The 26,158-nt window shown below is 75.1% G+C and carries 23 protein-coding genes; 9 read left to right on the top strand and 14 right to left on the bottom strand.

The window, feature by feature from the left end:
- Positions 1–47: 47 nt before the first annotated feature.
- The 8 genes from ACRYM0_RS08915 to ACRYM0_RS08950 all read right to left on the bottom strand — a co-directional run bounded on the left by ACRYM0_RS08915 (position 48) and on the right by ACRYM0_RS08950 (position 10,977).
- Positions 48–1,631, bottom strand: a complete 1,584-nt coding sequence (locus ACRYM0_RS08915; protein WP_432504178.1) for a sugar transferase — start codon at positions 1,629–1,631, stop codon at positions 48–50.
- Between the two features lie 185 nt (positions 1,632–1,816).
- Complete coding sequence (locus ACRYM0_RS08920; protein WP_432504180.1) at positions 1,817–3,634, bottom strand: ABC-F family ATP-binding cassette domain-containing protein; 1,818 nt, start codon at positions 3,632–3,634, stop codon at positions 1,817–1,819.
- A 67-nt stretch (positions 3,635–3,701) separates the two neighbouring features.
- Positions 3,702–4,655 (bottom strand): 4-(cytidine 5'-diphospho)-2-C-methyl-D-erythritol kinase, encoded by a 954-nt coding sequence (locus ACRYM0_RS08925; protein WP_432504182.1) that lies wholly within the window; start codon positions 4,653–4,655, stop codon positions 3,702–3,704.
- A gap of 11 nt (positions 4,656–4,666) precedes the next feature.
- Entirely contained in the window at positions 4,667–5,518 is an 852-nt protein-coding gene (gene rsmA / locus ACRYM0_RS08930; protein WP_432504183.1) for a 16S rRNA (adenine(1518)-N(6)/adenine(1519)-N(6))-dimethyltransferase RsmA, read from the bottom strand.
- A gap of 82 nt (positions 5,519–5,600) precedes the next feature.
- Entirely contained in the window at positions 5,601–6,758 is a 1,158-nt protein-coding gene (locus tag ACRYM0_RS08935) for a ubiquitin-like domain-containing protein (protein ID WP_432504185.1), read from the bottom strand.
- Positions 6,759–7,067: 309 nt separating this feature from the next.
- Complete coding sequence (locus ACRYM0_RS08940; RefSeq protein ID WP_432504188.1) at positions 7,068–7,901, bottom strand: TatD family hydrolase; 834 nt, start codon at positions 7,899–7,901, stop codon at positions 7,068–7,070.
- Positions 7,898–9,721 (bottom strand): methionine--tRNA ligase, encoded by a 1,824-nt coding sequence (gene metG / locus ACRYM0_RS08945; protein WP_432504190.1) that lies wholly within the window; start codon positions 9,719–9,721, stop codon positions 7,898–7,900. Before metG ends, ACRYM0_RS08940 begins: the two co-directional genes overlap by 4 nt.
- Before the next feature lie 53 nt (positions 9,722–9,774).
- Positions 9,775–10,977 carry an acyltransferase family protein gene (locus ACRYM0_RS08950; RefSeq protein ID WP_432504192.1) on the bottom strand — a complete coding sequence of 401 codons (1,203 nt, stop codon included), beginning with the start codon at positions 10,975–10,977 and terminating at the stop codon, positions 9,775–9,777.
- 199 nt (positions 10,978–11,176) lie between these two features.
- On the opposite strand from ACRYM0_RS08950, the gene ACRYM0_RS08955 reads away from it, so the two are divergent.
- Positions 11,177–11,401 (top strand): DUF3072 domain-containing protein, encoded by a 225-nt coding sequence (locus ACRYM0_RS08955; protein ID WP_432504194.1) that lies wholly within the window; start codon positions 11,177–11,179, stop codon positions 11,399–11,401.
- Between the two features lie 55 nt (positions 11,402–11,456).
- Entirely contained in the window at positions 11,457–12,167 is a 711-nt protein-coding gene (locus ACRYM0_RS08960; protein WP_432504196.1) for a VOC family protein, read from the top strand.
- A 24-nt stretch (positions 12,168–12,191) separates the two neighbouring features.
- Here ACRYM0_RS08960 and ACRYM0_RS08965 read toward each other — a convergent pair whose 3' ends face one another.
- Together ACRYM0_RS08965 and ACRYM0_RS08970 are read right to left on the bottom strand one after the other, a co-directional pair.
- Positions 12,192–13,154 carry a quinone oxidoreductase family protein gene (locus tag ACRYM0_RS08965; RefSeq protein WP_432504198.1) on the bottom strand — a complete coding sequence of 321 codons (963 nt, stop codon included), beginning with the start codon at positions 13,152–13,154 and terminating at the stop codon, positions 12,192–12,194.
- A gap of 31 nt (positions 13,155–13,185) precedes the next feature.
- Entirely contained in the window at positions 13,186–14,202 is a 1,017-nt protein-coding gene (locus tag ACRYM0_RS08970) for a LacI family DNA-binding transcriptional regulator (RefSeq protein WP_432504200.1), read from the bottom strand.
- Positions 14,203–14,386: 184 nt separating this feature from the next.
- Here ACRYM0_RS08970 and ACRYM0_RS08975 point away from each other — a divergent pair, with 184 nt between their 5' ends.
- The 5 genes from ACRYM0_RS08975 to ACRYM0_RS08995 all read left to right on the top strand — a co-directional run bounded on the left by ACRYM0_RS08975 (position 14,387) and on the right by ACRYM0_RS08995 (position 19,957).
- Positions 14,387–15,640: an extracellular solute-binding protein gene (locus tag ACRYM0_RS08975; protein ID WP_432504203.1), complete on the top strand. Its 1,254-nt coding sequence runs from the start codon at positions 14,387–14,389 to the stop codon at positions 15,638–15,640.
- 27 nt (positions 15,641–15,667) lie between these two features.
- A complete protein-coding gene (locus ACRYM0_RS08980) occupies positions 15,668–16,618 on the top strand; it encodes a carbohydrate ABC transporter permease (protein ID WP_432504205.1) in 951 nt (316 codons plus the stop codon).
- Positions 16,615–17,511, top strand: a complete 897-nt coding sequence (locus tag ACRYM0_RS08985) for a carbohydrate ABC transporter permease (RefSeq protein ID WP_432504207.1) — start codon at positions 16,615–16,617, stop codon at positions 17,509–17,511. Before ACRYM0_RS08980 ends, ACRYM0_RS08985 begins: the two co-directional genes overlap by 4 nt.
- 32 nt (positions 17,512–17,543) lie before the next feature.
- Complete coding sequence (arfA, locus tag ACRYM0_RS08990; protein ID WP_432504209.1) at positions 17,544–19,061, top strand: arabinosylfuranosidase ArfA; 1,518 nt, start codon at positions 17,544–17,546, stop codon at positions 19,059–19,061.
- 92 nt (positions 19,062–19,153) lie between these two features.
- Positions 19,154–19,957: an SGNH/GDSL hydrolase family protein gene (locus ACRYM0_RS08995; protein WP_432504212.1), complete on the top strand. Its 804-nt coding sequence runs from the start codon at positions 19,154–19,156 to the stop codon at positions 19,955–19,957.
- 28 nt (positions 19,958–19,985) lie between these two features.
- On the opposite strand, the gene ACRYM0_RS09000 is transcribed toward ACRYM0_RS08995, so the two are convergent.
- Positions 19,986–20,879, bottom strand: a complete 894-nt coding sequence (locus ACRYM0_RS09000) for a DNA/RNA non-specific endonuclease (protein ID WP_432504214.1) — start codon at positions 20,877–20,879, stop codon at positions 19,986–19,988.
- 181 nt (positions 20,880–21,060) lie between these two features.
- On the opposite strand from ACRYM0_RS09000, the gene ACRYM0_RS09005 reads away from it, so the two are divergent.
- Positions 21,061–22,443, top strand: a complete 1,383-nt coding sequence (locus tag ACRYM0_RS09005; protein ID WP_432504216.1) for a M14 family zinc carboxypeptidase — start codon at positions 21,061–21,063, stop codon at positions 22,441–22,443.
- 113 nt (positions 22,444–22,556) lie between these two features.
- Here the strand turns inward: ACRYM0_RS09005 and ACRYM0_RS09010 are convergent, their stop codons facing one another.
- Positions 22,557–23,300 carry a MerR family transcriptional regulator gene (locus tag ACRYM0_RS09010; RefSeq protein WP_432504218.1) on the bottom strand — a complete coding sequence of 248 codons (744 nt, stop codon included), beginning with the start codon at positions 23,298–23,300 and terminating at the stop codon, positions 22,557–22,559.
- A gap of 209 nt (positions 23,301–23,509) precedes the next feature.
- Here ACRYM0_RS09010 and ACRYM0_RS09015 point away from each other — a divergent pair, with 209 nt between their 5' ends.
- A complete protein-coding gene (locus tag ACRYM0_RS09015) occupies positions 23,510–24,103 on the top strand; it encodes a hypothetical protein (protein WP_432504220.1) in 594 nt (197 codons plus the stop codon).
- Here ACRYM0_RS09015 and ACRYM0_RS09020 read toward each other — a convergent pair.
- Together ACRYM0_RS09020 and ACRYM0_RS09025 are read right to left on the bottom strand one after the other, a co-directional pair.
- On the bottom strand, positions 24,085–24,759 hold the full coding sequence (locus tag ACRYM0_RS09020) for a PadR family transcriptional regulator (protein WP_432504222.1): 675 nt from the start codon (positions 24,757–24,759) through the stop codon (positions 24,085–24,087). The genes ACRYM0_RS09015 and ACRYM0_RS09020 overlap by 19 nt on opposite strands.
- Positions 24,760–24,805: 46 nt before the next feature.
- Positions 24,806–26,080, bottom strand: a complete 1,275-nt coding sequence (locus tag ACRYM0_RS09025) for an FAD-dependent oxidoreductase (RefSeq protein ID WP_432504224.1) — start codon at positions 26,078–26,080, stop codon at positions 24,806–24,808.
- Positions 26,081–26,158: the final 78 nt, after the last annotated feature.

Below are 26,158 nucleotides of genomic sequence, written 5' to 3' on the forward strand. Positions count from 1 at the left end.
GGCCCCCGCACCGGGTCGGTGCGGGGGCCGGCGCGGGAGCGCGGGCGTCAGTAGGCGCCGCGGCCCCGCAGGACCGCGCCGGCGGTCTTCCACAGGATCATGAAGTCGAACGTGAACGACCAGTTCTCCACGTAGCGCACGTCCAGGCGCACCGACTCGGCCCAGTCCAGGTCCGAGCGGCCGTTGATCTGCCACAGGCCGGTCAGGCCCGGCTTGACCAGCAGGCGCCGGCGCATGTCGTGGCCGTACTTGTCGACCTCGGCCTGCAGCGGGGGGCGGGGCCCGACCAGCGACATCTCCCCGCGCAGCACGTTGATCAGCTGCGGCAGCTCGTCCACGGAGTAGCGGCGCATGACGCGCCCCACCCGGGTGATGCGCGGGTCGACCTTCATCTTGAACAGCACGCCGTTGCCGTCGGTGGACTCGCGCAGGTCGATGAGCAGCTTCTCCGCGTCGGTGACCATCGAGCGGAACTTGAACATCGGGAAGAGCCTGCCGTCCTTGCCGACGCGCTGCTGCTTGAAGAAGACGGGCCCCTTGCTGTCGAGCTTGATCAGCAGCGCGACGGCCAGCAGCACCGGGCTGAGCAGCACCAGCGCCGCGGCCGCCGCGGTGCGGTCGACCGTGGTCTTGGCCAGGCGGCGCACGCCGTTCAGCTCCGGGCGCTCCACGTGCAGCAGCGGCAGCCCGCACACGGGTCGGATCGCCACGCGCGGGCCGATGACCTCGGTCAGCGCCGGGGCGACGACCATGTCGGCGCGGGTGGCCTCCAGCTCCCAGCCCAGCCGGCGCAGCGCGGCACCGTCCAGCTCCGGGCAGGCGGTGACGGCCACGACGTCGGCGTCGACGCTGGTGACGGCGTGGCGCACCTCCTCCAGGCTGCCGATGACCGGGATGCCCAGCTCGGTCAGCTCGGCGTCGTCCAGGGCGCTGCCCTTCCCGCCGGGCACGCAGGCCCCCACGATGCGCATGCCGTGGTAGGAGGCGCGGTGCAGCGACCGGGCCATGCCGGCCACGGCGGCGCGGTGCCCCACGGCCACGACGCTCTGCCCCGCCTCGCCGCGCGAGCGGCGCTCGTGCAGCTTGCGCCGGGTGGCGTAGCGGGCCACGAGGGTCAGCAGCGTGGCCAGCGGCAGGGCGACGACGACGTACCCGCGGGCCACGTCGAGGCCGAACGCCCACGAGGAGGTGCCGACCAGGGCGACGACGGCCAGCGCCGCCGACAGCACGCGGTGGAACTCCTCGGAGCCGACGCCCAGGAAGCGCGGCTCGTAGGTGCGGAAGGCGCCCATGGCCACCACCCAGATGACGGGCAGCAGGACCGCGCAGGCCACGACGGCGCGGCCGGAGGTGGCGCCGAGGTCCACCGGCTGGCCGTTGAACCTGGCGAAGAAGCCGAGGCAGGCGGCCAGGGCGGCCACGGCGGCGTCCTGCACGATGATCTGCTGCACGTACGCGCGCTGCCACGCGGGCGTGCGCTCGGCGGCGCCCATCGAGGAGCGCTGTCGCGGCACCAGGAGGCGCTCGCGGCGCTCCGCGTCGACGTGCTCCTCCGCTGGCGAGGTCCCCAGGAGCGCGTCCTCCAGCTCCCCGGGATCGGTCTTGGGTCCGGTCGCGTCGCTGATGCTCAAAGTCCCCCCTGGACTCTCGAACGGAACGCCGGTTCACCGGCCTGACCGCGCGGTCCACCCCCATGGCACGTCGCGGCCCGGCACAGCGTAGGGGAACGCCACCTGGAGGGCGCAAGGGATGACGCCCCGTGCACGAGGAGGTGCCGCTGGGTGCCCGTCCGGGTTCACCCGTTCGCCGCAACGGCTCACTCGACGAGTTCGGACACCTCCATCCACACCTGCTCCAGCTCCTCGCGCTCGGCGGCGAGCGCGCGCAGCCTGCCGTCCAGCTCGGTGACCGCGCTCAGGTCGGTGGCGCGCTCGGCGAGCTCGGCGTGCAGCCGCTCCTCGGTGCGGGCGAGCTTGTCCAGCTGCCGCTCCACCCGCGCCATCTCCTTGCGGGCCGCGCGCACCGCCGCCCCGTCGGCGGCGGGGCGCTCGCGGGTCGCGCCGCCGGCCGGGGCCGCGACCTGCGCCGACTTGGCCGCCGCCCGGCGCTGCAGGTACTCCTCGACGCCGCCGGGCAGGTCGCGCACCGTGCCGTCGCCCAGCAGGGCCACCTGCCGGTCGGTGATGCGCTCCAGCAGGTAGCGGTCGTGGCTGACGACGACCAGGGTCCCCGGCCAGCCGTCCAGCAGGTCCTCCACGGCGGCGAGGGTGTCGGTGTCCAGGTCGTTGGTGGGCTCGTCCAGCAGCAGCACGTTCGGCTCGGCCATCAGCAGCCGCAGCAGCTGCAGGCGGCGGCGCTCACCGCCGGACAGGTCGTCCACGCGCGTCCAGGCGCGCTGGGCGGTGAAGCCCAGGCGCTCCAGCAGCTGACCGGCGGGCACGTCGCGGTCCCCCAGGCGCACGTGGCTGGCGACCTTGTCCACGGCTTCCAGCGCGCGCAGCTCGCCGACCTCGTCCAGCTCGCGCACCTCCTGCGAGAGCGTGGCGACGACGACGGTGCTGCCCCGCTTGACGCGTCCCGCGTCCGGCTGCACGGTGCCGTTCACCAGCCCCAGGACGGTGGACTTGCCGGCGCCGTTGACCCCGACCACCCCGACGCGGTCGCCGGGGCCCAGCCGCCAGGTCACGTGGTCGAGCAGCCGCCGGGGGCCGTAGGACAGCGAGACGTCCTCGAGGTCGACGACGTCCTTGCCCAGCCGGGTCGTGGCCATCCTGGCCAGCTCCACGGAGTCGCGCAGCGGCGGCACGTCCTCGATGAGGGCGTTGGCGGCGTCGATGCGGAAGCGCGGCTTGCTCGTGCGGGCCGGGGCGCCGCGGCGCAGCCAGGCCAGCTCCTTGCGCAGCAGGTTCTGCCGGCGCTCCTCCGTGACGGCGGCCACGCGGGCGCGCTCGGCGCGGGTGAGCACGTAGGCGGCGTAGCCGCCGTCGTAGGGGTCGACGACCCCGTCGTGGACCTCCCAGACGCGCTCGCACACCGCGTCGAGGAACCACCGGTCGTGGGTGACGACGAGCAGCGCCCCGGAGCCCTGCGCCCAGCGGGTGCGCAGGTGCCGGGCCAGCCAGTCCACGCCCTCGACGTCGAGGTGGTTGGTGGGCTCGTCGAGCACGAGGAGGTCGCCCTCCCCCGTGGGGTCGGCGGCCAGCAGACCGGCCAGGGCGACGCGGCGGCGCTGCCCGCCGGACAGGGTCGACACGACCGTGTCGAGGCCGCCGACGTCGGAGGCGTCCAGGTCGCCCAGCAGGCCGGCGACGACGTCGCGCACGCGCGACTGCGAGGCCCAGGCGTGCTCCGCGGCGTCGCCGAGGACCGCTTCGCGCACGGTGGCCCCGGGCGGCAGCGGGTCGGACTGCGAGAGCATCCCCAGCCGCAGCCCGCCGGTGTGGGTGACGCGGCCGCCGTCGGGTTCCTGCTGCTTGGTCAGCAGGCGCAGCAGGGTGGACTTGCCGTCGCCGTTGCGGCCGACGACGCCGATGCGGTCGCCCTCGGACACGCCGAGCGACACGCGGTCGAGCAGCGTGCGCGAGCCGTGCACGACGGTCAGGGCCTCGGCGCTGACCAGGTTGGCTGCGGGCACGGTGCTCCTCCTGGGGGTGGGGTGCGGTTGCGGGTGGTGCGGGTGGTGCGGGTGGTGCGGCGGTGCGTCAGCGCGCGCGGACGGCTTCGAGCACGCGCGCGCCGGGCACGGGGCCGGTGGCGGTGCGCACCCGCTCGCCGAGGGCGGGGCGCAGGGCGGCGGCCACGCGCCGGGCGTGCGGCGCGGAGGCCGCCAGCAGGGCGACGGTGGGCCCGGAGCCGGAGACGAGGCCGGCCAGGGCGCCGGCGGCGGCCCCGGCGGCGAGGGTGCCGGACAGCTCGGGGGCCAGCGAGCAGGCGGCCTCCTGCAGGTCGTTGGCCAGGGCGGCGCCCAGGGCGGCGGGGTCCCCGGCGCGCAGCGCGGCCTCCACCGCGCGCAGCCGCTCCCCGGCGTCGGCCTCGGGCACGGGCGCGCCCGAGACCTCCCGCAGCCGGTCGCACTCGGCGAACACCGCGGGGGTGGACAGCCCGCGGCCGGCGAGGACGAGCACCCAGTGGAAGGGGGCGGCGGTCAGCACCGGCACCAGGCGGTCGCCGCGGCCGGTGCCCACGGCGGTGCGCCCGTGCAGGCAGAAGGGCACGTCGGCGCCGAGCTCGGCGCCCAGCTCCCCCAGCGCATCCAGCCCCAGGTGCAGCTGCCACAGCGCGTCGCAGGCGACCAGGGCGGCGGCGGCGTCGGCGGACCCGCCGGCCATCCCGCCGGCCACGGGCACCCCCTTGCGCACGCTCAGGTGGACCCCGCCGCGCACCCCGGCGCGCTCGGCCAGCAGCAGGGCGGCGCGCAGGGCGAGGTTGCGCTCGTCCAGCGGCACCCCGGTGACGTCGACGCCCCCGGCCCCCTCCACCTCGACGGAGAAGCCGTCGGCGGCGGTGGCGGTGACGTCCTCGGCCAGGTCCAGGGCCTGGAAGACGGTGAGCAGGTCGTGGTACCCGTCGTCGCGCAGCGGGCCGACCTCCAGCAGGAGGTTGACCTTGGCCGGGGCGCGGGCGGTGACGGCCGCCTGCGCGGGAGCGCTGAGCACGGCACCAGACCCTACGGCGTGCCACCGGCGGGACGGTGCGCCGCGATCCGCGCGAAGGCGGCGACGTCGAGCTGCTCGCCGCGGGCGGCCGGGTCGACGCCGGCGGCGCGCAGGGCCCGCTCGGCACCGGGCGCCGAGCCGGCCCAGCCGGCCAGCGCCGCGCGCAGCGTCTTGCGGCGCTGGGCGAAGGCGGCGTCCACGACGGCGAAGACCTCCTCGCGCGTGGCGGTGGTCTCCGGCGGGGGCTGGCGGGTGAAGGCGACCAGGCCCGAGTCCACGCGCGGCACGGGCCAGAAGACGGGCGGCGGCACCGCACCGGCGCGGCGGGCCCGCGCGTACCAGGCGGTCTTGACGCTGGGGATGCCGTAGGTGCGGCTGCCCGGTGGCGCCACGAGGCGGTCGGCCACCTCGGACTGCACCATGACCAGGCCGTGCCGCAAGGACGGGAAGCGCGCCAGCATGGACAGCAGCACGGGCACGGCCACGTTGTAGGGCAGGTTCGCCACCAGCGCGGTGGGCTCGGGGCCGGGCAGCTCGTCGACGGACACGGCGTCGGCCAGCACGACGTCCAGCTCGGTGCCGGGCCGGGCGCGGGCGGCGACGGTGGCCGGCAGCTCCGCGGCCAGCACGGGGTCGATCTCGACGGCGACGACCCGGTCGACGACCTCCAGCAGGGCCAGGGTCAGCGAGCCCAGCCCGGGGCCGACCTCCACGACGACGTCGCCGGGGTCCAGGTCGGCGACGCGCACGATGCGGCGCACCGTGTTGGCGTCGACGACGAAGTTCTGCCCGAGGGTCTTGGTGGGCCGCACGCCCAGGCGCCCGGCGAGCTCGCGGACGTCGCCGGCGCTCAGCAGGGACACGGGTCCCCCGTCGCGCGGGTCGTCGCGGAGCCCGCCGGGCGCCGGGCCGGGCCGGTGGTCCGGTTGGTCCGGGTGGTCGTGGTCAGAGGCGCTTGCCGCACACGGGCCATTGTCCGGCACCGGCGCGCTGGTAGAGCAGCTTGGCCCGGTAGGTCTGCTCCGAGGCCGAGGCCTGGCTGGGCAGGCCGGTGCCGCCGACCGCGTTCCAGGTGGCGACGCTGAACTGGTACAGGCCGTGGTACTTGCCGCTGGCGGAGACGATGCTCGGGTTCCCGCCGGACTCGCACTGCGCCAGCGCGGACCAGTTCAGCGAGTCCACGCCGCCGCCGACGGAGCCGCCGGAGGAGGAGGAGCTGCTCGCCGCGGCGGGCGCGGGGGCGGGCTTGGCCTTCGTGCCGACCCGCACGACCTCCTCGACGGGCTGCACGTCGACGGTCTCGGCCACCGCGTCGTGCGCGACGCGCACGCCGTCGCGGAAGACGTCGTCGAAGGTGACGGTCTTGGAGCCGTCGACGCCCCCCGTGACGACCTCCCGCTCGCCCTCGTACAGGGCGTCGGTGCGCTCGGTGCGGCTGCCGTGGGCGATCGCGACCTGCTCGGTGCTCTGCGAGCGGTCCACCCGCACGACCTGCACGCGCAGGTCGGGGGTGACGCGCGCCGCGGTGTCCACGGAGACCTCGTCGCCCTCGCGCACCTGCACGCCGGTCTCGGCGAGCAGGGCGGCGACGTCGGTGGCGGTGGTGGTCACCGGGCGCTCCTGCCCGTCGGCGACGACGACGGCGGCCTTGGGGGTGACCACGTCCAGGGACAGGCCGTCGCGGCCCAGGGCCTGCGAGCGGGAGGCGGACAGCTTGGCTCCCTCGGCGCGCACGTCGAGGTCGGCGAGCGCCTCGTCGACGGTGCGGGCGGTGGTCCAGTAGGTCTGCTGCTCGCCGTCCACCGTGAGGGTCAGCTGCCGGCCGTAGCGCACGACGATGTCGGTGCCGTCGCTCACCTCGGTGCCGACGGCGGGGGCGACGATGTCGTGGGGGCCGATCTCCACGCCCTCGGACTCCAGCACGTCGGCGACGGTGCCGCCGAAGACGCTCAGCTCGGTGCGGGCGCCGTCGGCGTCGAGGGTGACGTCCTTGTCGAGGGCGGTGAAGGCCACCGTGCCGCCCAGGACCGCGACGAGGGCGGTGCCCCCGGCGGCGAGGCGGAGCGTGCGGGACGAGGCGGGGAGGAGGTTGCGCAACTGCACGAGGGATCCTTCGACGTGCTTCCCGGGCACGAGCGCGGGCGCGGGCCGGTGTGAGGGGGACCCCCGTCCCCCACGTCGGTCGTGGCGCCCGGCCTGCTCGATCCGGCCGACTGCGCGGGACCGTAACCGCGCCGACATCGTTTCGACAAGTTCCCGTGATCCCTGGAGCGCGGTCACGATGAGTGATCACGTTGGGCCGGGTGGTGGACGGAGCGTGATCACTGAGCGGAACCGCTGCGCGGCACCACTTCCGGAGCGGATCCGCCGGGCGGGTGCTGCACCCCCCGGCGCGCCGGGGGGTGACGCAGCTCACCAGGGGCCGTAGACGTCCTCCGTGGTGGCGGCGAGCTGCGCGCACAGCTGCTCCAGGTCCGCACCCAGCACCTCGGCCATCGCCCGCACGGTGAGCGGGACGAGGTAGCCGGCGTTGGGCCGGCCCCGGTGCGGCACCGGCGTCAGGTACGGGGCGTCGGTCTCCACCATGATCCGCTCGCGGGGGGCTGCGCGCAGCGCCTCGCGCAGCCCCCCGGCGTTCTTGAAGGTCACCGTCCCGGCGAAGGAGAGGTAGTAGCCGGCCTCGGCGCACGCGCGCGCCATCGCCGCGTCCCCGGAGAAGCAGTGGAAGACCGTGCGCTCCGGCGCGCCCTCCTCGGCCAGCACGCGCAGGACCGCGTCGTGGGCGTCGCGGTCGTGGATCTGCAGCGCCAGGCCCAGCTCCTTGGCCAGGGCGATGTGGGCGCGGAAGGACTCCTCCTGCAGGTGCCACTGCTCCGGCGGCGTGCGGAAGAAGTCCAGCCCCGTCTCGCCCACCACCCGCACGCGCGGGTGGTGGGCCAGCGACCGGACCTCGGCCAGCGCCGCCTCCAGCTCACCGCGCTCGACCAGGCCCGGCACCTCGTTGGGGTGGATCGCCACCCCGCCCAGCAGTTGCGGGTGCCGCTCGACGGCCTCGACGGTCCAGCGGGCCGCGGGCAGGTCGCAGCCGATCTGCACCGAGCGCGGCACGCCCGCCTCGGCGGCGGCCGCCAGCAGCGCGGCGACCTCCGCCTCGGACGCCTCGAGGTCCAGGTGGGTGTGGTTGTCGGCCACCGGCACCGGCAGCGGTTCCGGCGCCGGCGGCCGCGAGCCCTCGCGCGGGCTCACCCGGCCTCGGGGTCCTCGCCCCGCAGCCGACGGTGCTCCTCCTCGACCACCGCGTCGACGTCGAGCTTGGTGAAGACCGGCTTCGGCGGCGCCACGGGCGTGCCGGGCACCACGCGCACCGAACCCCAGCCCGGCAGCGTCTCGCCGCGGCGGTAGTCGCCGGTCAGGACCGGGTACGAGCGCGAGGCGTCGTCGAGGTCGGTGACCTCGCGCAGCTCCGGCATCGGCGAGACGGTGCCGGTGCCGCCGAGGGCCTCGTGCACCGCCTGCGCCGAGTGCGGCAGGAACGGCGAGAGCAGCGTGCGGCAGTCCGAGACCGCCTGCGCCGTCACGTGCAGCACCGAGCGCATCCGCTCCGGGTCGGAGTTCTTGATCTTCCAGGGCTCCTGCTCGGTGAGGTACTTGTTCACCTCGCCGACCGCGCGCATCGCCTCGCCGATGGCGGCGCGCTGGCGGTGGGCCTCGATGAGACCGCCGACCGTGGTGAACGCCCTGCCGGTCGTCTCCAGCACGCGCCGGTCGGCGTCGGTGCGCTCGCCCGCCTCCGGGATCGAGCCGACGTTCTTGGCGATCAGGCTGGCCGTGCGGTTGACGAGGTTGCCCCACCCGGCGACCAGTTCGGAGTTGGTCCGGGTGGCGAACTCCTGCCAGGTGAAGTCCGAGTCGTTGTTCTCCGGCCCGGCCGCGGAGATGAAGTAGCGCAACGCGTCCGGCTGGTAGCGGGCCAGGACGTCGCGCACGTAGATGACGACGCCGCGGCTGGAGGAGAACTGCTTGCCCTCCATGGTGAGGAACTCGCTGGCCACCACCTCGCTGGGCAGGTTCAGCGCGCCGAACGGGCCGGGCTCGCCGCCCTTCGCGCCCTTCCCGTCGTAGGCGAGCAGCTCGGCCGGCCAGATCTGGGAGTGGAAGGTGATGTTGTCCTTGCCCATGAAGTAGTACGACTCGGCGGACGGGTCGGTCCACCAGGCGCGCCAGGCGTCGGGGTCGCCGGAGCGGCGGGCCCACTCCACCGACGCCGACAGGTAGCCGATGACGGCGTCGAACCACACGTACAGCCGCTTGGCGGGGTTGTCCTCCCACCCGGCCAGCGGCACCGGGATGCCCCAGTCGATGTCGCGGGTCATCGCCCGCGGCTTGAGGTCCTCCAGCAGGTTCTGCGAGAACTTCAGCACGTTGGGCCGCCAGCGCCCCGCCTCCGCGCGCGTCTGCAGCCAGGAGCCCAGCGCGTCGGCCAGCGCCGGCAGGTCCAGGTAGAAGTGCTCCGTCTCGGTGAAGACGGGCGTCTCGCCGTTGATGCGGCTGCGGGGGTTCTTCAGCTCGATGGCGTCGAGCTGGTTGCCGCAGTTGTCGCACTGGTCGCCGCGGGCGCCGTCGAAGCCGCAGATCGGGCAGGTGCCCTCCACGTAGCGGTCCGGCAGGGTGCGTCCCGTGGACGGGGAGATGGCCCCCATGCCCTTCTTCGCGACCATGTACCCGTTGCGGTGCACGGTGCGGAACATCTCCTGCACGACCGCGTAGTGGTTGCGCGTGGTGGTGCGGGTGAACAGGTCGTAGGACAGGCCCAGGCCGTGCAGGTCCTCGGCGATGACGCGGTTGTAGCGGTCCGCCAGCTCCTGCGGGCTCACGCCCTCCTGCTCGGCCTGCACGAGGATCGGCGTGCCGTGCTCGTCGGTGCCGGAGACCATGAGGACGTCGTGACCCGCCATCCGCATGTACCGGCTGAACACGTCGGAGGGGACGCCGAAGCCGGCGACGTGGCCGATGTGGCGGGGGCCGTTGGCGTAGGGCCAGGCCACCGCGGACAGGACGTGGGTCATGACCCGATCCTAGGGCGCGGTGCGGGTCCCACCGGGTGGGACCACCGGGCGGGCTAGCGGGTGGGTTCGGTCGCCGAGGACGTCGAGGGCGCGGGGAGCGTCGCGGGCGCGGGACCGGGGGGCAGCGGTGCGGTGCGCACGGGCGAGCCCGGCAGGGCGAACAGCCACGACGCGCCGGCGCGCTGCAGCAGCGCGTGCACCCCCACCGCCGCCAGGACGAGGACCGCGCTGAGCAGCGGCGGGTACAGCAGGGCGGCCGCCTGCGACAGCGGCCCCGGCAGGGCGGCCAGCAGCCGCTCGTCCAGGGCGAGCAGGAGCGGGTGCAGCGCGAACAGGAGCACCGGGTGCAGCACGTACACCGGCAGGGTGCGACGCCCCAGGCGCACCCACGGGGCGGCCAGCCACGGCACGGAGCGGACCAGCTGCACGGCCAGGAGGACGCCCGCGGTGACGGCCAGCAGCCGCAGCGGCAGCTCGGCGACGGCCGTGGCCACGAGGCCGAGGTCCAGCCGCCACAGCGCGACGCCCGCGCCGAGGAGGCCGGCGGCGGCGGCGGCGGCCCACAGCGGCCGCGGGCGGGCGGCCAGCACGCGCAGCGGGCCGGCGCAGGAGGCGCCGAGGAAGTACCACACCGCGTTCTGCTGCACCGACTCCGTCTCCCAGGGGGCCGGCAGCCACTGCGCGAACGAGGCCAGCGCCACGGCCGCCGCCGCCCCGACGACGAGGGGGCGCGGCAGCCGGGCGGTCAGCTTGCCGATCGTGAAGTACAGCGCGAGGGCGTACAGGAACCACGGACCCACCCCGCCCGCAGCGCCGGCCGCGAGCAGGCCGCCGGGGTCGGTGGGCGCCACGAGCCCGAGCCCGCCGGACGCCAGACCGCCCCCGGCCAGCGCGCCGGCGGCCAGCCCCGCCAGCACCCAGAGGACCAGCCACAGCACGTGCAGGTGGGCGAAGGTCGCCACGCGCGGGCGCAGCACGAGCCGCCACGGCCGCTGCAGGGCGCGCGCGGCGAAGTAGCCGGCCACGACGAAGAAGAGCGGCATCCGTACGGGCCGCAGCACCTCGTTGAACATGGACCACAGCCACTGGGCCCCGGAGGCGCCCGGCCAGGCGTCCTCGGCGACGGGCAGGAAGTGGAACCAGGTGACGTGCCCCAGCACGACGAGGGCGACGCTGACCCCCTTGGCGGCGTCGGCCCACTCCTGCCTGCTGACGGTGGGCGTGCTGACGGTGGGCGTGGCTGTGCGCTCGTTCACGGTGCTTCCCCCGGTGGTGCGGTTCCCCCCGACGGCCCGTCACCCGATGGTGAGGATTCGTCGCCGAGGGGTGAGGGTAGTCACCCGGAAGGGTGCCGGACCAGGGGATCCGCTGATCCGATCGGGTGGCTCCACCCCCGCGGACCGGCCCGCGCCGCTCGCCGGGCGCGTGTCGCACCCGGGTCGTAGCGTCGGCCCCGTGAGCGAGAACACCGGTGAGCAGCAGACCCCCGACCCCGCGCAGAGCGCCGAGAAGGACCCGGAGACCTGGGTCACCGGCGACGAGCCGATGACCGGCCCGCAGAAGAGCTACCTGCAGACCCTCGCCCGCGAGGCCGGCCGCGACCTGCCCGAGGACCTGACGAAGGCGCGGGCGTCCGAGCTCATCGACGAGCTGCAGCAGCAGACCGGCCGCGGGCAGTAGCCCCGTGGTCCCCGGTCGGCCGGTCGCACCGGGGGCGGGGTCGCGGCTGGCCTCGGTGACGGTCGACGCGGCCGACCCCGGTTCCCTGGCGCGCTGGTGGGCGCGGGCGCTGGACTGGCGCCCGGGCTACGCCGACGCCGAGGAGGTGGACGTGGACCCCCCGGAGGGCGAGCCGGGGGTGCCGCTGGTCTTCGTGCCGGTGCGCGAGCCCAAGCGGGGGCCCAACCGCGTCCACCTGGACCTGGACACCTCCTCCCCGGCCGACCAGCGCCAGACGGTGCAGTTCCTGCTGGACGCCGGCGCCCGGCGCGCCGACGTCGGGCAGGGCGACGCGCCGTGGGTGGTGCTCGCCGACCCCGAGGGCAACGAGTTCTGCGTGCTGGACCCGCGCCCGCAGTACGAGGGGTGCGGACGGGTCGCGGCGATCGTCGTGCAGGCGCTGCGCCCGCAGGCGCTGGCGGCGTTCTGGGCCCCGCTGAGCGGCTGGGACGTCGTGCGCTCGGACCCGGCGGCCGCGGCGCTGCGCGACGGCCGCACCGGTCCCTACCTGGAGTTCGTGCGCACCACCTCCCCGCACGCGGTGAAGAACCGCTGGCACCTGGACGTGCGCCCGACCTCCCCGCCGCCGGGTCAGGACCGCGTGGTGCTGGCGGCGCGGGAGGCCGGGGCGCGCCCGGTGGACGTCGGTCAGCACCGCCGGGTGAGCTGGGTCGTGCTGGCGGACCCGGAGGGCAACGAGTTCTGCGTGCTCTCCGGCCGCGGCTGAGGGCCCCGGGCGGGCACGTCCCGCTCAGGGCACCAGCAGGAGCTTGCCCGTGGTGCGCCTGGCCTGGAGGTCCTCGTGGGCTCGGCGGGCCTGCTCCAGCGGGTGGGTGCCGCCGATCCGCACGTCCAGGAGCCCGTCCGCGACCCAGCCGAACAGCTCGTCGGTGCGCGCCAGCAGCTCGGTGCGGTCCTGCGTGTACGAGGCCAGCGTGGGCCGGGTCAGGAACAGCGAGCCGGCGGCGTTGAGGCGCTGCACGTCGAACGGTGGCACCTGCCCGGACGAGCCGCCGTAGACGGCGAGCAGGCCGCGCGGGCGCAGCGCGCTCAGCGACGCGTCGAAGGTGTCCTTCCCGACGCCGTCGTAGACGACGTCGACGCCGCGGCCGCCGGTCAGCTCGCGGGCGCGCCGGGCGGCGTCGGCGTAGCGCACGACCTCCTCGGCGCCTGCGGCGCGGGCCAGCTCGGCCTTCTCCTCGGTGGAGGTGGTGGCGAGCACCCGCCCGCCGCGCAGCCGCACCAGCTGCGTCAGCAGCAGCCCCACCCCGCCGGCGGCGGCGTGCACGAGCGCCCACGTGCCGGCGGTGACGCGGAAGGTGTCGGTGACCAGGTAGTGCGCGGTCAGCCCCTGCAGCAGGACGGCCGCCGCGGTGCGCGCGTCGACGCCGGCGGGCACGGGGACCAGCTCGTCGGCGGCGACCAGGACCCGCTCGGCGTAGCTGCCGGTCCCCTCCTTCCACGCCACGAGGTCGCCGGGGGCGAACCCCTCGACGCCCTCGCCGGCGCGCACGACGCGGCCGGCGCCCTCGCTGCCCAGCACGGCGGGCAGGTCGAGCGGGTACACCCCGCCGCGGCGGTAGGTGTCGATGAAGTTCACGCCCGCGGCCTCCACGGCCACGAGCACCTGACCGGGGCCCGGCTCCGGCTCCGGCACCTCGACGAGGGTGAGGACCTCCGGGCCGCCGGTGGCGGTGATCTGCACGGCTCGCACGCCGCGATCCTGCCCGACGCCGGGCGGGGCGTCACCCTCCGGTGCTCTCCCGCACCACGAGGCGGTGCTCGGCGGTGAGGACCCGCGGCGGGACGTCCAGGCCGTCGAGCCGCTCGGCCAGCAGCGCCAGGGCCTGCTCGGCCACGGAGGTGCGGTCGATGGCGACGGTGGTGAGGGTGGGCGCGCAGAAGCGCGACTCCTCGACGTCGTCGACGCCGACGACCATGACGTCCTCGGGCACGCGGCGTCCCAGGCGGCGCAGGGCGTGCAGGGCGCCGAAGGCGAGCAGGTCGTTGGCGGCGAAGATCGCGTCGACGTCCGGGCGGGCGGTCAGCAGCTCCACCGCGGCGTCGTGGCCGTGCCCGCGCTCCCACTCGGGGGTCGGCCGCAGCAGCTGCGGGTCGACCTCGATCCCGGCCCGCTGCAGCGCCCTGCGGTAGCCGGCGACGCGCTGAGCGAGCACCGGTGAGCGCTCCGCGTCCTTGTCGCCGAGGAACGCGACGCGCCGCCGGCCGCGCTGGAGCAGGTGGGTGGTGGCCAGGTCCCCGATGGCGGTGGAGTCGATGGTGACGCGGTCAGCGCCGGCCCCCTCGCCGTTCTCCCCGATGAGCACCGCGGGGGTGCGGTCGCGCCGCCCGGCGAGCACCCCGGTGGGGATGTTCAGGGGCACGAAGACCAGCCCGTCGACCATGCGCACCCCGGACCCCTCGGCGGCCCGGCGCTCGCGGTCGGGGTCGGCGTCGGTCTGCTCGACCAGCAGGGTCAGCCCGCGCCTGCGGGCGGCGTCGACGAGGGCGCTGGTGAGCTCGCCGTAGTAGGGGCTGGTGACGTGCGGGATGGCCAGCGCGATCAGGCCGCTGCGGCCCTGGCGCAGCTGCCGTCCCATCCCGTTGGGGCGGTAGTCCAGCTGCTCGATGAAGGCGCGGACCCGCTCGCGCATCTCCGGGCGCACGTGCGGGTGGTCGTTGACGACGTTGGAGACCGTCTTGATCGAGACGCCGGCCGCTGCGGCGACGTCCTTGAGCGTCGTCGCTCGGGTCGCTGGCATGGACCGCATCATGGCACCGATCCCTCCGACCGCGGCACCGCTCCGCCGGACCCGCTTGACGCACCGCGGTTCGAAGGTGTTTGGTTCTTCCAACGTTGCAAGGAAGCATGGGAGGTCGACGATGACCCGCACTACCCCCTCACGCAGGACAGTCCTGCGCGCAGCGGGTGCGGCCGCAGCAGGGGTGGGCGCCACGGGGCTCGCCTCGTGCGCCACACCCGTCACGGGCAGCGGCTCGGGCACGCAGGTGGCCTACTGGAACTTCTTCACCGGCGGCGACGGTGAGCGGATGGTCGAGCTCGTCAACAGCTACCGCGAGGAAGCGCCGGAGGTGACCGTCACGGACACCACCCTCATGTGGGGCTCCCCGTACTACACCAAGCTCGCGATGGCCTGCGCCGGCGGCCGCGCCCCGGACCTGGCGACGATGCACGTCTCGCGCCTGGGCCCCTTCGCGGCCCACCTGCTAGACCCGTTCGACCTCGACGAGCTCGCGGCCCGCGGGATCACGCCGGACCAGTTCCCGAGCCGGGTGTGGGAGAACGCGCAGTTCGACGGGCAGCTGTACGCGCTGCCCCTGGACACGCACCCGATGGTGCTCTACGTGAACACCGACCTGTGCGAGCAGGCGGGCCTGATGGGCACCGACGGCCGGCTCGCCCCGATCACCTCCGCCGAGCAGTTCTTCGACGCCGGCCGCCGCCTCGCCGAGGTGACCGGCTCCACGGGGATCTCCTGGGCCGCGGCCGACGGCCTCGCCAGCTGGATGATGTTCTGGTCCGTGTTCCGCCAGCTCGGCGGGGTGATGGAGCTGCCCGACGGCGGCCCCGCGCAGGTGGACCGCGACGCGATGACCGCGGCGTTCTCCTTCATCCGGGACATGACGGACGGGACGATCTGCTCGCAGACGCTGGACGGCCCGGCCGCCCCGGCGGTGTTCGCCAGCCAGCAGGCGGGGCTGTTCGTCCTGGGCCCCTGGGAGCTCATCACCGCCGAGACCGCGGGGATCCCGTTCACGATGGTCCCCTTCCCAGCGCTGTTCGGGGACGCTCCCCTGATCCGCGCGGACAGCCACAGCTTCGTCCTGCCCCGACAGCTCTCGGTCGACCCGGAGCGTCGCGCGGCTGCCTACGACATGGCCGCCTCCATGCTGCGCAACAGCCTCTCGTGGGCCGGCGGCGGGCACATCCCCGCACTGTCGGCCGTCTCGGAGAGCCCGGCGTTCCTGGAGCTGGAACCGCAGTCGAACTACGCCGAGGCCGCCGAGTTCGTCGAGTACGACCCGGCCGCGTACTTCTCCGGGTCCGGCTCGCAGCTCATGTCCTACGGCGGGCAGCAGATCCTCGGCGTCTCCACCCGCGCCCAGACGCCCGAGCAGGCCACCGAGAACCTGGTGACCTGGCTCGACCAGCAGCTCGCCATCCCCAGCCCGGTCTGAGCCGGCCCTCGACGACAGAGGTACTCCATGGCCACCACCGCGAGCGGCGCCACCGTCGTGCCGCCGCCCGGGGCGACGCAGCCCCGGCGCAAGACCCCGTCCCTGACGACGAACCCCGGTGGGTTCTGGTTCGTCCTGCCCTTCCTGGTCGTGTACGCGGCCTTCACCATCTTCCCGGTCCTGTACGGGCTGGGGATGAGCTTCTTCAACGTCAGCCTCGCCGGCGCCCCGACCACGTTCGTGGGCCTCGACAACTACGCCGAGCTCTTCGGTGACGCCCAGGTGTGGCGCACCCTCGGGCACACCCTGCTGTTCACCGTGCTCTCCACGGTCCCGCTGATCCTGGTGTCGCTGGTGATGGCGCTGCTGGTGCACACCGGTGTCAAGGGCCAGTGGTTCTGGCGCTTCTCCTTCTTCGCCCCCTACCTGCTGCCCGTGTCCACGGTCGTCCTGATCTGGAACTGGCTGATGCAGGGCGACTTCGGCTTCATCAACGGGATCCTGGACTTCGTCGGGCTGCCCAAGGTCGGCTGGCTGAGCGACGAGAGCGTCGCGCTGACCTCGGTCGTCCTCATCACCGTGTGGTGGACCGTCGGCTTCAACTTCCTGCTGTACCTGGCGGCCCTGCAGGCCATCCCCGAGTCCGTGTACGAGGCCGCCGCCCTGGACGGTGCGGGCGGCTGGCGGCGGACGCTGTCGATCACCCTGCCCCTGCTGAAGGGGACGACCGGCCTGGTGATCGTCCTGCAGATCCTCGCCTCGCTGAAGGTCTTCGACCAGGCGTACATCCTGTTCAACGGCTCCGGCGGACCGGGCGGCGCGGCTGCGCCGATCCTGCAGTACGTGTACGACACCGGGTTCGTGAACTACCGCCTCGGCTACGCCTCGGCGATCTCCTACGTCTTCTTCGCCCTCATCATCGTCGTCTCGCTCGGGCAGTTCGCCCTGAGCCGCCGCCGGGGAAGGACCGCAGCATGAGCACCCCGACCATCCCCCGGGCCGAAGCGGCAACGGCCACCTCGCGCAGCGGAGCCAAGGTGCGCCAGTACTCGCCGATGGGCCGCGCCCTCGTCGTCACCGCGCTGGTCGTCGTGGCGGTGCTGTGGCTGGCGCCGCTGGCGTGGGCGCTCATCACGTCCCTGAAGCCGGAGGGTGAGACGACGGACGTCCCGCTGCAGCTCGTGCCCGACGCCGGGTACACCGGGACCGCCTACGAGTCCGTGCTGAGCAACGACAACCTCATCCGGTGGTTCGTCAACTCGACCCTCGTCGCCATCGTCGTCACGGCGCTGACGCTGGTCATCTCGGCGCTGGCCGCCTACGGGTTCTCTCGGTGCAACTTCCGCGGCAAGGGGCTGCTGTTCGCCCTGACGATCGCCGGGATCATGATCCCCCCGCAGATCCTCATCGTCCCGCTGTACCGCGAGGTCCTCGCGATGGGCCTGGCCGACACCTACTGGGGCATCATCCTGCCGCAGCTGGCCGTGCCGACGATGGTCTTCATCCTGAAGAGCTTCTTCGACGGGATCCCGAAGGAGCTGGAGGAGGCCGCTCGGGTCGACGGCGCCGGCTCGTTCCGCATCTTCTGGCAGGTCGTCCTGCCGCTGTCGCGGTCCATCCTCGCCGCCGTGGGCATCTTCATCTTCATCAGCGCCTGGAACAACTTCCTGTGGCCGTTCATCATCACGTCGAACCCTGACCTCATGACGCTGCCCGTCGGGCTGGTGCAGGTGCAGTCCAGCTTCGGCGTGCGCTACGCGCAGGTCATGGCCTCGGCGCTGCTGGCCGGCCTGCCGCTGATCATCGTGTTCATGCTGTTCCAGCGCCAGATCATCCGCGGGGTCGCCACCACCGGCCTCGGCGGCCGCTGACCCCTCCCCCAGCCCCCTCAGGAAGGACCCCCGTGCGCAACGCCCGCCTCACCCTCGACCCCGCTTTCACGGTCGGCCCCGTCCCGCACCGCCTGTTCGGCTCCTTCGTGGAACACATGGGCCGCTGCGTGTACACCGGCATCTTCGAGCCGGACCACCCCACCGCCGACGAGGACGGCCTGCGCGGCGACGTCCTGGAGCTGACGAAGCAGCTCGCCCCGACCGTCGTGCGCTACCCCGGCGGCAACTTCGTCTCCGGCTTCGAGTGGGAGGACTCCGTCGGCCCGCGCGAGGAGCGCCCCCGGCGCATCGACCGCGCGTGGCGCTCGGTCGAGACGAACCAGTTCGGCCTGGCCGAGTTCGACTCCTGGGCCCGCAAGGTCGGCACCGAGACGATGATGGCCGTCAACCTCGGCACCCGCGGGCTGCAGGACGCCTGCAACCTGCTGGAGTACACGAACCTGAACTCCGGCACGAAGTACTCCGACCTGCGCGTCGCGCACGGCACCAAGGACCCGCTGGACATCAAGCTGTGGTGCCTGGGCAACGAGCTGGACGGGCCCTGGCAGACCGGCCACAAGACGGCGCACGAGTACGGCCGCCTGGCCGCCGAGACCGGCATGGCGATGCGCTCCATCGACCCGGACATCGAACTGGTGGCCGTCGGCTCCTCCAGCCGCTCGATGCCGACGTTCGGCGAGTGGGAGTCCACCGTCCTGGACCTCTCGTACCACGCGGTCGACTACATCTCCTGCCACGCCTACTACGAGGAGAAGGACGGCGACGCCGCCAGCTTCCTCGCCTCCGCGGTCGACATGGACCTGTTCATCGACCAGGTCGTCGCCACCGCCGACGCGGTGCGCGCCAAGGGCAAGCACAACAAGCGCATCAACATCTCCTTCGACGAGTGGAACGTCTGGTACCAGTCGCGCCCCCACCACGCCCCCGGCGTGCAGCCCTGGGACGTCGCCCCGCGCGTCATCGAGGACGAGTACTCCATCACCGACGCCGTCGTCGTCGGCACGCTGCTGAATTCGCTGCTGCGCCACGCCGACCGGGTCACCATCGGCGCGCAGGCGCAGCTGGTCAACGTCATCGGCCTGCTGCGCAGCGAGGCGGGCGGGGAGGCGTGGAAGCAGACCATCGCCCACCCGTTCGAGCAGATGCGCCACCTGGCCACCGGCGACGTGCTGCGGGTCGCGACGACGTCCGACAAGTACGAGACCGACAAGTTCGGCGACGTCGACGTCGTGGACGCCAGCGCGACCTGGAACGACGACACCTCCACCGTGTCGCTGTTCCTGGCCAACCGCGACCAGTCCGAGAGCGCGTCCGTGGAGGTCTCCCTGCGCGGCTTCGACGTCTCGAAGGTCGTCAACGCCAAGGTGCTGGCCGCCACGGAGGGCCAGGACCGGCACACCACCAACGCGACCGGTTCGCACGACCAGGTCGGCCTGCGCCCCCTGCAGGACGTCTCGGTCGTCGACGGCCTGGCCACCGTGGTGCTGCCGCCGCTGTCGTGGGCGGTCGTGCAGGTCGCGAAGGCCTGAACCACCCGGCTGCGCACCCGCAGCCCACCCACCACGGCCTCCCCGCGCACCCGCGGGGAGGCCGTGGTGCGTCCAGCGCCCGGCGGGGCAGCATGGTGCCCGTGGGCACCTACCGGTACGTGGCTCTCGGGGACTCCTTCACCGAGGGCATGGTCGACGTGCGCCCCGGTGGCGGGTACCGGGGCTGGGCGGACCGCCTGGCCGAGCACCTGGCCGCGGCGGGCGAGGCCGACGGGACGGTCGTGGAGTACGCGAACCTCGCGGTGCGCGGGCGGCTGCTGCCGCGCATCGTGGCCGAGCAGGTGCCGCGGGCGCTGGAGCTGGTCCCGGACCTGGTCAGCGTCGTGGGCGGCGGCAACGACCTGCTGCGCCCGCGGGCGGACCCGGACGCGCTGGCGGATGTGCTGGAGGACGCGGTGCGGCGGTTGCGCGCCGGCGGCGCCGCCGTCCTGCTCGCCACCGGCACCGACCCGGCGGCCGCTCCGCTGCTGCGGCGCACCCGCGGCGCCGTGGGGGTCCTCAACGCGCACGTGTGGTCGATCGCGCAGCGGCACGGCTGCGCGGTGCTGGACCTGTGGGGCCTGCGGGCGGTGGCGGACCGCCGGTGCTGGGGCGAGGACCGCATCCACATGACCGCCGAGGGCCACCGGCGCGCGGCGCTGGCGGCCCTGGACGCGCTGGGCCGGCCGGTGCCGGCCGGCCTGAGCGCCGCGGAGCGCGACTACCGCACCCCGCTGCCGGTCGCCGTGCCGGTGCCGCGGCGCGAGGCGCTGGCCGCGGACCTGCGCTGGGGCAGGGTGCACCTGCTGCCGTGGGTGCGGCGCCGACTGCGGGGCACCTCCTCGGGGGCCGAGCGCACCGGCAAGCTCCCCGAACCGGTGCCCGTGCCCCGCTGAGGCCCGCACGTGCGCCGCGGCGGCGGGCTCAGAGCAGCAGCTCCCCCGGCGCGGTGACGGGCCGCCACATCGGCACGCCGTCGCCCTCGGCCGCGGCGGCGGGCACGAGGGCGGGCATGCGGTCGGCGGCCACGAGCGGCCCCAGGTCCAGGGCGGTCAGCTCGGCGACGTCGGCCACGGGCACCTGGAAGGTGCGGAAGGCGCCCAGCTCCGGGGCGTCCTGCGCGCGCGCCTCCGAGCGCAGCACCTCCTCCACGAGGGGCGTCTGGTCCAGGACGAAACCCGCCGAGGCCAGGGCCGGGCCGCCCGGGCCGTCGTCCAGCAGGTGGCCGGCGACCTTGAAGAAGCGCCGCGGCACCCGCACGCCGCGGTACTCGGGGTCGTCGTCGGCGAACACCGGACCGGTGACGACGACGAGACGGGCGTCGTGCTCGCGGGCGTGGGCCAGGACGTGGTCCTCCAGGCCCAGCCACAGCTCCAGCGACTGGTTGAAACCGGACGCCTGCGGGGCGGCGTTGGCGTAGCTGAAGGTGTCGGAGTTCGCCCGCCGCGCCTCGGCCGGCGAACCCCACACGGGGTCGCGGCGGCGCACGAGGTGCCCGCGGTCGAAGTCGTTGCGGGCGTAGAGCTGCGCGCCGGCCTGCGCGTCGGGGCCGACGCGGGGGTCGAGGAACCAGTCCTCGCCGTCGCGGTCCACGTCGCGCAGCGCCGCCCCGTCGACGGCGACGACGGTGGCCGCCGCCAGGCGCCGGTCCGGGCGCAGCACCACCGAGAAGTGCGTGTAGGGCAGCACGACCACCTCGGTGCCGTCCACGGGCAGCGGCACCGGCACCAGGGGCCCGGGCGCCAGGAAACCGGGGTCGTACCCGGCCCTGCCGGACAGTTCCTCGGCGACGGCCTCCGCGACGGGCGTCCAGGTCATGGACCCACCCTGCACCCGGCCATCGACACGGGGGGCGACGCCGGGGGGCGGGTGGGTGACGGGCGGATGTCGCGCCGGTGGATCGACAGTTCCCCGCCTCCAGCTCTTGTGCCGGTGCACCACCAGGTGGTCGCATGTCCCAGCCACAGCATTCCCACAGGGAACGACCTCTGGAGTCGCCTTGCTCACCTCGACCCGCCCCCCGCGCGCTCAGCGCCGCCCGCGCGTCCTCGGCCTCGCGCTCGCCGGGACCCTCGCCCTCACCGGCTTCGCCGGGCTGGCCTCCGGCGCCGGCGCCGTGGCCGCACCGGACGCCGGCACCGGCCAGCTCCCGGGCCCACCGGTGGCCGGCGGCCTGCGCACCGGTTTCGAGCTCTCCGGCGGCGCGACCTGGACGACGCTGGAGCAGGAGCAGCAGTTCCTGCAGGCGCTGGACGCCGCCAGCGAGCGCCTGAGCGTCACCGAGGTCGGCCGCACCGCTCAGGACCGGCCGCTGCAGCTGGTCGCCGTGGGCGACCCCGCACCGGCGTCCGCCGAGGCGATCGCCTTCGGCAGCTCGGTGCTGTTCAGCTGCACCCAGCACGGCGACGAGCCCAGCGGCCGCGAGGCCTGCCTGTCCCTGGCTCGCGACCTGGCAGCCACCACGGACCCGGCCACGGCGGAGTTCCTGCGGAGCACGACGGTGCTGTTCGTGCCGACCGTCAACCCCGACGGGGTGGCGGCGGGTACGCGGGAGAACTCCCAGGGCCTGGACGTCAACCGCGACCACCTGCGGCTGGAGACCGCGGAGGCGCAGGTCCTCGCGCAGCTGCAGCGCGACCTGCGCCCCGACGTCCTGCACGACCTGCACGAGTACGGCCCCACGCCGGGAACCTACGACCGCGACCTGATCGCGCTGTGGCCGCGCAACCGGAACGTCGACGCGCGGGTGCACGACCTGTCGCAGCAGCTCACCGAGGAGCACGTGCTGCCGGCGGTGGCGGCCGGCGGGAACTCCACCGGGATCTACGGCTACCGCTACGACGCGGCCGGGAACGTCGTGGCGCAGCGCGCCGGTGACGGCCAGGAACGCATCCTGCGCAACACCGCGGGGCTGCGGCACAGCCTGGGGATCCTGGTGGAGGCCAGCAACGCGCCGGCGAACCCGCTGGAGGAGGCGAACCCCGCGCTGCTGAACCTGCGGCGCGTGGACACGCAGGTCACCGCGGCCCGGGCGACGCTCGGCATGGTCGCCGAACACCGGGCGGAGATCGCCGACGCCACCGCGGCCTCGGCGGCCCGCAGCGCGCTGGAGCGGGCGACCCTGTCGTTCGCCGGTGCCGACAACGTGCTGCCCGACCCCGACGAGGTGGACCTGGCCCCGCCGTGCGGGTACCGCCTGAGCGCGCAGCAGGCCGCGGACGCGGCGCAGACGCTGGCGCTGCAGGGGATCCGCACGGAAGCCCAGCCCGACGGGACGGTGTTCGTGCCGGCCGCGCAGGAGTCGCGCGACCTGGTGCACCTGCTGTTGGACGAGCGGGCGCAGCACGGCCTCACGGTCGGCGAGGCGGTCGCCTGCGAGTGACGGCCGGGTTTCCCCGGCCGCACCGCCGGTGCGGCCGGGGAGCCCCTGACCGGAACCCCCGAGCGGGTCCCACCTGCTGGCCCCCCCGGTCGAGCCCTGCGCGGCGGGTCCCGTCAACCGAGCTCGCGCTGCGCGAACACCTCCGCCGCGTCGCGCAGCAGCACCGCGGTGCCGGGCCCGTACGCCTCGTACGTGGCGCGGAAGCGCTCGTCGTCGACGTACATCGCCGTCAACCCCCGGTACGCCTCGGCGCCGGGGGTCCAGAACTCCGACACCCACGCGTGGTGCCGGCGCAGGAGGTCCTGCACCTCCCGCTCGCCCGGGTCCGCGCCGCGCGCGGCGGCCGCGGCCAGGCCGCGCCCGATCGCGTCGGCCTCGGCGCCGTGCGCGGCCCGGCCCTCCTCCCCCAGCTCCCGCCAGGTCCGCTGCGCGCGCTCGTGCGCGTCGCGGCCCCAGCGCTGCACCACCTCGTCCTCGTAGCGGCTCGCGTCGAAGCCCTCGAAGCTCGTCGTCACGTCCAGCTCCTCCCCCTGCTCGGTCCTGCGCACCGTCTCGCGCACCGCCCGGGCCAGGCGGGCCAGGCGGGCGGACTCCTCCTCCAGGGAGTCGGCGTGGGCGCGCAGCGCGGCCACCTCGTCGGTGCGCTCCTCGAGCACCCCGGCGATCGCGGCCAGCCCCAGCCCCAGGTCCCGCAGCAGCAGGATCCGCTGGTAGCGGCGCAGCGCCGCGTCGTCGTAGTAGCGGTACCCGCCGGCCCCGACGCGGCTGGGCGCGAGCAGGCCGATGTGGGCGTAGTGCCGCAGCGTCCTGCTGGTCGTGCCCGTCGCCCTCGCGACCTGGTGGATCGTCCACTCCACGGCGGCCTCCCCGAACTCCCGGTCCGACGCTAGGGGTTGACGCAGCGGCAACGGCAAGAGCGGGACGGGCGCGTGGCCGGGCGCCCGCCCCGGGCTCGCGCCACGCCCCGGCTTGACCGCCCTCGCCGGCACGCCGTAGACACGCCGGGAGGGGTCGCGGAGAAGGGCACGGGTGCCGGCCGGGCCCCACCGCCGGGGACGGGAGGCTCGTGCGCATCGAACGCGCGGTCGTGGTGCTGCCCGTGCCGGCCTGCGACCTGCCCCTGCTGGACGCCTGCCTGGAGCAGCTGGTGGCCGCCGCCGACGAGGCGTCGGCGGCGGGCGTGCCCACCGTCCTGGCGCCGGCGTGGACGACCGGGGCCCCGCGGGCGCTGCTGGAGCTGGTGGAGTCCTGGCGGCCGCTGGTGGCGCTGGTCGACGGGGTGGGCCTGGAACCGGAGCGCGTCCCCGCCGCGCACGGCGGCGACCCGGAGCGCCTGCTCGCCGCCGCCGCCGGGGCGGTGGCCTCGCGGCTGGAGCGCCCGGCCGCGACGGTGCTGCTGACGACGGCGCCGGCGGTGGCCGTGGGCAGCCGGTGGATCACCGAGCACGTGCACCACCACGCCGCGGGCGCGGAGGCGAGCACCGGGCCGGTGCGGGGGGCGAGCGGTCCGCACCCGGTGCGGCTGAACCTGGCGCTGCGCGCGGACCTGCTGCGCCGCTGCGGGCCGGCGGCCCTGCACGGCGCGGGCGACCGCCCGCTGGTGCACGCGCTGACCCCGTCGGTGGGGCTGCTGACGGCGGGTCAGCCGGCGTCCTCCTGAGCCTCGCGCCCCTGGCGGGGGTCCTGGGCGAGCAGCGACAGCAGCTCCTGGCGGCAGCGCTCCAGCGCGTCGCCGGCGCGCCGGAGGTCACCGGGGCGCCCGGTGAACGCCACCTGCTGCAGGAGCCCGGCGACCTGCTGCACCTGCCGGCCGAGGTCGTGGAACTCCCCGCGCGACGGGCGCTCCGCGACGCTCTCCCACGGCGGCGGCGCGTCGGCCAGCTCGTCCTGCACGAGCGCGCGGCCGGCCTCGGTGAGGGTGAACTGCTTGGGGTCGGCGGGGTCGGCGGTGATCAGGCCCTCGTCCTGGAGCTGCTGCAGGGTCGGGTACACCGAGCCGGGGCTGGGCTTCCAGGCGCCGTCGCTGCGGCGCTCGACCTCGCCGATGATGCGGTAGCCGTTGCTGGGCCCCTCGGCCAGCAGCACGAGGACGGCGGCGCGCACGTCGCCCTTGGGGCGGCGGGGCCCGCTGCGCCCGCGGGGGCCGGGGCCGCCGAAGGGCCAGCCGGGGCCGCCCGGCCCGCCGGGGCCGAAGCCGCCGAACGCGGCGCGGCCGTCGGGGCCGGGGGCGAAGGGCCCGCGACCGCGGCCGGGGTGGTGGCCCCGGTGCTCGCCGCGGCGCGGACCGTCGGGGAAGGGGAAGGAGAAGGGCTTCACGGGTGACACCTCCGTCGTGGTGCGGCACGGTGCCGCACTCGATACGTCAACGATACATCGTTGACGTATCGAGTGCCACCTCTTCCGCGGGCGGGTGCTCGGCCAGCACCCCCAGCCCGATCGCCGCGGCCGGCAGCACCTGCAGCGCCGGCACCCGCTGCAGCAGCCGCAGCGCCAGCGGTGCGCGCACCGGGCGCTCCCTCGCCAGCGACGCCTCCAGCACCCGCCGGTGCGCGACCCGCTGGGCCAGCTGGGTGACCGCGACCGGCACCCACCGCCGCCGCTGCACCCGCGCCAGGTCCCGGGGCGCGGGCGCCCCGCGCCGCAGCGGCGCCACCAGCAGGCGGGCCGCGGCCACCGCGTCCTGCACGGCGAGGTTGACCCCCACCCCGCCGACCGGTGACATCGCGTGCGCGGCGTCGCCGATCACCAGCAGCCCGTCGCGGTACCAGCGCCGCAGCCGGTCGATGCGCACGCGCAGCACGTGGACGTCCCCGAAACCGGCCAGTCCCCCGACCACCGGAGCCAGCTGCGGCACCAGCCGCGCCAGCTCGGCGCGGAACTCCCCGATCCCCCGCTCCCGCAGCGCGCCCAGCCCGCCGGAGGGCACGACGTACGCGCACTGCAGGTAGTCACCGCGGTCCAGCACCACGAGGAACCTGCCGGCGGACAGCCGCACGCCGGTCGAGGGCCCGGCTCCCCCCGGCGGGTTCGGCAACCGGAACCACAGCACGTCCACCCCCACCCCGAACGACCGCAGCGGCAGCCCGGCGGCCTCGCGCAGCACCGACCCGCGCCCGTCCGCCGCCACCGTCAGCGCCGCCCGCACCTCGTGCTCGGCCCCGTCGGCGCTCGAGCGGTACCGAACGCCGGCCACCCGCTCCCCCTCGCGCAGCAACCCCACGACCTGCGCGCCCGTGCGCAGCTCGAAACCCGGGTACCGGCGCGCGCGGGAGGCGAGCAGGTCCAGGAAATCCCACTGCGGCACCAGCGCCAGGAACGGGAACCTGCCGGGCAGGCGGGAGAAGTCCGCCACGGCGAACGTGCCGTCGTCGGTGGTGGCCGTCGCGCGCCGCACCCGCGCGTGCGGCAGGCGCAGGAACTCCTCCGCCAGCCCGATCTCGTCGAGCAGCCGCAGCGTCGAGGGGTGCACGGTGTCGCCGCGGAAGTCGCGCAGGAAGTCGCCGTGCTTCTCCAGGACCAGCACCGGCACCCCGGCGCGCGCCAGGAGCAGACCGAGCACCACGCCGGCCGGGCCACCGCCGGCGACGACGCACCGCACCTGCTCCGCCCGGCCCGTCCCCTCGCCCGACCCCGCCACGGGAACCTCCTCGCGGGCGGTCCGGCGCCGCATCCGCGCGGCCCATCGTGGCGCGCGGGACCGGCCGGCGGAACCCCG

It is taken from the genome of Kineococcus arenarius subsp. arenarius (genome assembly GCF_050871845.1).
Lineage (GTDB): Bacteria > Actinomycetota > Actinomycetes > Actinomycetales > Kineococcaceae > Kineococcus.